The 4,513-nt window shown below is 57.3% G+C and carries 3 protein-coding genes and 1 pseudogene; 2 read left to right on the forward strand and 2 right to left on the reverse strand.

The window, feature by feature from the left end; genetic code table 11:
* A pseudogene (locus EOC06_RS40390) lies at window positions 1-957 on the forward strand (hypothetical protein); the annotation flags it as partial.
* A 175-nt stretch (window positions 958-1,132) separates the two neighbouring features.
* Here the strand turns inward: EOC06_RS40390 and EOC06_RS31830 are convergent.
* Window positions 1,133-2,635 carry a helix-turn-helix domain-containing protein gene (locus EOC06_RS31830; RefSeq protein WP_128309651.1) on the reverse strand — a complete coding sequence of 501 codons (1,503 nt, stop codon included), beginning with the start codon at window positions 2,633-2,635 and terminating at the stop codon, window positions 1,133-1,135.
* Window positions 2,636-3,010: 375 nt separating this feature from the next.
* Between EOC06_RS31830 and EOC06_RS44025 the strand changes: the two genes are divergently transcribed.
* Window positions 3,011-3,892 (forward strand): restriction endonuclease, encoded by an 882-nt coding sequence (locus EOC06_RS44025; RefSeq protein WP_164898843.1) that lies wholly within the window; start codon window positions 3,011-3,013, stop codon window positions 3,890-3,892.
* A 258-nt stretch (window positions 3,893-4,150) separates the two neighbouring features.
* On the opposite strand, the gene EOC06_RS31840 is transcribed toward EOC06_RS44025, so the two are convergent.
* Window positions 4,151-4,513 (reverse strand): invasion associated locus B family protein (locus tag EOC06_RS31840; protein WP_245470261.1); only part of this gene is annotated, 363 nt, incomplete at its 5' end.

Raw genomic sequence — 4,513 nt, forward strand, 5'->3', positions numbered from 1 at the left:
GAGTGGCGCCAGCGCTCGGGGGGCAAGCTGAAGGCAGATGACTTTCGCTTTCAGATGACTCAAGACGTCCAACAGTTAAAGACATTCCCGGCGCCGTTCCACGTGCCCGTCCGCCTCTATCTCGATGAGCCCGCTTTTGTGGAGCCGGACTTTAGCAATCTCAGACAGCGTGGAAGGACCGGCTCGCGGACACCGCTGATAGAAGCTTTTAGCGCTTACACCAAGAAACTCGCCTGTCCGAGCGACTACGACTTTGCCTTCAATCAGGTGGAATCGATTGATGGAGGCGTGTTTTCCCGTAGCGGCCTGAACGAGCCCACGCGGCAGTCTGTGTGGGCTAGGCTTTGCCACCCTGACACTTGCGCACTCGCCCATCCTTTTGCTCCCGGCATCAGAGTTGTCGGCTCATCGTCCTCAGGCGCGGTCAGAGCTGCGATGACAGAATGGACTAAGCAATTGGAAACCGACAGCAATCCAATTTTCTGGTTGCCTCCCCATGCGGACTATTGGGGCCGCAGCCTCTCATTTGCTACGCTTCTTCGAGATCTTTCAGAACAGGAACCTGCAGGCCTTGTTCTCTTGGCCCGCGATGGCTTCGACCGTTGGACAGCAAATAGCTGGCGCAAACGTTTCGGGAAGCGGGAAAGACAAGCTGCGCTTTTCGATCGCTGTTTGGCAATCACAAATGAAGCGCCGCGATCGCTTGAGATCGTTCTGAAGCCAAACGGCTGGTGCCTCGTTCTGTTGCACGCGCCTGACCTGAAGTCCGGCTACCCACTGCCCGTTGGCTATATCAGCGGGGACAAGTTCTTAGTGCATGCGTTTGAGGACTACTTTGCCAAACTCGCGACAAGTGAAAGCGCAGCCGATCCTGTTTTGTGGCACCGGGAGGAGGAGAACCCTACCGCAGCTCTCCGTGTCATCGATGAAGCGTTGCGAATTGAAACGGTTTCGTAGGGTACACGGACCGCTGCACGTAGCGTGTTGCCGGCGATCATACGATACGACTCGTTGAATGTCTCCTTGGCGACAGAAGCAGACTTCCGACCGATACGCGCACCTTGATGACGCTCTAAACGGGAAGCTCCGCCGGAATGGCAAGGTTACGGGACCAGGCGGCCGGGTATGTGCTTCAGCTTTTTGATTGTTGCCGCGCACCGCGATCCGGCTCGGGATGCTGTTGAGCTCGGCTGATGCCTTCTTTTTCCTTTGAGATAGACGGGCTGGAGCTCTGTGTCAGGAGGATAATTTCCTCGCCGGGGTTTTCAGTCGAGGGGTACGCGGCGCCGTTCTGGAAGAAGCGATGATGCTTGAGGATGCGTTGTAATTTTTCGTTGGCCTTGCGGGTGGTCGCGTAAACGAGCTTGGCTCGCGCCGCATCCAGCAAGCCCGAGATCAGGTCCCGGGTCTGCTTTCCACGATGCTTTTGCTCGACGAAGAGCCATCCTAGTTCGCGCGTGAAGTCACCTGGATTGGCCGTAGCCTGAGCCTTCTGAAAAACACCGTTCCGGTAGGCGACGGCCGGCTTCTTAAGAGCCCCGACTCCGACGATCGCCTTCTCGTATCGGATGAAGCCCAGGACATCCGCAGTCCTGAGGCGAGCTTCGATGCCAACCGCGACTTCGCCCCCCTTTTTTAAGAGGACCCCGAAATCGTTGAGTTCATTCTCTGTACACTCGCCGGGCTTCTTGATCTGAACCGAGTATTTTTCCTTCTCGACCTTGTCGACCACGATCTTGAGCGCATCCTTGAAAATCGGGGAGAGATCTTCCTTCGTCAGCTCTTCTGCGGCCTTACCCTTCGCGCTGATCGTGAAGTTCGCGGTGCCTTTCGCGATGGAGTCCAGAAGCTTTCTATCGTCTAGAAGTTGGTCGACCAGCTCATCACGAAGCTTGGTTCGCTCACGCTCCGTGACGGGATCGTCGCGCTTGTCCTGACGGAAAATCGTTCGAAGTCTTGAGGCAACATCGTTGGTTTCTGAATTGATGCGGGTGACGTAAGCTTGGATGGTGTCGAGGGCGCTTTCCGTGCCGCCAAGCTTGCTGTCGGCCCAGCCGAGCTGATCGGCCATGCTCTGGATGCTGGCATCCAAAGAGGCTTCGAGCTGGCCGAGTTCCTTCGTCATGCGGCCTGCTGCCGCCTCAAACCGCTCGGCAAATGCGCGCGCTTCGCTTTCGAGGAAGATTTTCAAAAGCTCGGTTGGATGCAGCGCGCGATTACGTCGCCCATCACGCGTGCAGTAGATGCCTCTAGGAGTGCAGTGTGGCTTCGTGGCGCTGCTGGGGACATCGATCCGCAGAAACGACTTGCCGTCGTCATTTTCGATGCTGACATTGATCGCGACCGGTGGGATGCATCCCAGAGCTTTGTTGGCGATCTGAAGTATCGTTCCATCGCCAACATCACATCCCACCACGACGCCGACCTGTGCGCCTCCGTCCCCGGCGCGTTCATCGACGCCAGCAAGAATGGCTCCGCCACCCGCGTTAGCGAACGCAACTAGGTCCTCAGCAGACACGCCGTCAGGGCCGCGCTTGAAGTCCGCGCGATCACCTTCTCCTGCCTGCAGGAGCGAAGCGATATCCGCGGTTACTGTCTCAGTAGTCTTCTTCGAAGGCATGTCCAAAGTTAGCATATCGCAGTCTTTGCAAAACAAAATTGCTCTGCCCGATGCACGATGTGCCCAGAGGGCCCGTAGCAGCGACCTTCTCACCGGTCCCCAATGTATCGCCGTACTCGAACGTCCTATATGAATCTTCACTGCAGCAATCAATTGATTGGACTAGCGCAATTGGCGATCGACCGAGAAGAGCAATTTCCGCAATCGGCGATCCGGTAAGTGGGGGCCCGATCGTGACGGGCTCTCGTAGGCAACGTTCGGGCCTGTCTTTGTGAGACGAAAAGCAGTCGCCAGACGATGTGGGTGGGCGGCAGTACTATGGGGAACGCAATTGCATCCGAGATCGGTTCTGCATCAAACTGGCGAAGCGATAATTGGACAGGTGAATCGATGGCCGGCGAAGTCAAGGCGGTGGATCTGAAGCTAGTCGGCGATCTGTTCGGCGACGGCTACGTGATGGATTTCACTAACCGCACCTACCAAGAATTCTTCCGGGACGAAGTGGGCGTCGACATCTACAACGACGCCTATCTCATCGACAACGCTAACAGCAAGGGCAAGCGCCTACGTGCATTCATGCAGAAGGCTCAGAAGGGAGCTATAGTGAAGGCGCTAAATGGCCTTTGGGAATATCGGATGGCTTATCTTGCGGGAAACGAAGATAGCGTGTTCCGGAGCCGCGAGAGACTGAGCGCACTGATTGAGCGACTGGGCGGCAAACCTATCCCAGGCACGACCACCCAGACTCCGGAGCCGAGTGCGCCACTACGCTGCGGACCAGCCGAATCTACACAAGTCGAACTTGAGAACGAGTTCATGGGGCTGCATGGAATGGACGAAGCAGCACAGGCGCGTGGCTACGCCTTTGAGAGGTTTCTGAAGCGCTGGTTCGATGCATGGGGGCTAGAACCGCGGAAAGCCTTCAAGCTCAAAGGCGAGCAGATCGATGGCAGCTTTTTGCACAGCAACACCGTCTATTTTCTCGAAGCGAAATGGCGCAATGCCCAAACTGGCGCTGGTGAACTCCGGTCGTTCCAAGAGTTGATCGGGCAACACTTCGAAGGCGCCCGTGGCCTCTTCGTTTCATATTCGGGATTCACCTCGGACGGCCTGCAAGCCTTCGTCGCTAGGCGCATCGTCATGATGGATGGCATGGACGTCGTCGAGGCGTTGCGTCGCCGGATTTCGCTTGAAAAGATCGTGGCTAAGAAGCTTCGCATCGCGATCGAAGAGCGGCGGCCGAACGTATCCGTGCGCGAACTGTTCCCATGACGGATGCTCACGACCTAATTTGTCCAACAAGCACACGCAATTCGGGCCGAGACTCGATCCAGAAAGTTCGAAAAGCTTCCAGGAACCCCAGTCGATGGCCAATTGTAGAACCGTTGACGTCCGCGTTGAGACCGGCAGCGGACCGACGGCTTTATTGTCAGTCACTAGCCTACCCCTGCATTACGACCCAGCACAGTGCTACTTGAACCGGTGGCAAGCATCGGCTTTTCGCTAAGAAACGCGCTCCGGCAGGAATTGTCACGCTCCAGCGAGGACGCCAAGCCTGTCCAGAGCAGGTGCAAGTCCTTTCAACGACACGGGCAGGACCACCTCCTTCTGATCTGCGCTTCTGACCTTTATCTTGAGCACCGAACCGGCCCGCAAAGCTGCGACTGTTTCTTCCCCGAGGCTGAGCGGCACGATGCAGCCGGCCGGCAGGCAGGTGGAGAGGCGCAGCGCCGCCAGCGGCTGGCTGTCGTCAATCTGCAGTGTGGCACCGGCGTCGAGCAGGAGGCCAAACGGAAGAACGAGATTGCCGGCGAGCGTGCCGTCGCTGTTTCGCCTAAGCTCGACAGCCATCACCCGCTGCCCGTTCTGCTGCGTTTGTTGCTGGGAGACAGC

The organism is Mesorhizobium sp. M7A.F.Ca.MR.362.00.0.0, from assembly GCF_004023175.1.
GTDB lineage: Bacteria > Pseudomonadota > Alphaproteobacteria > Rhizobiales > Rhizobiaceae > Mesorhizobium.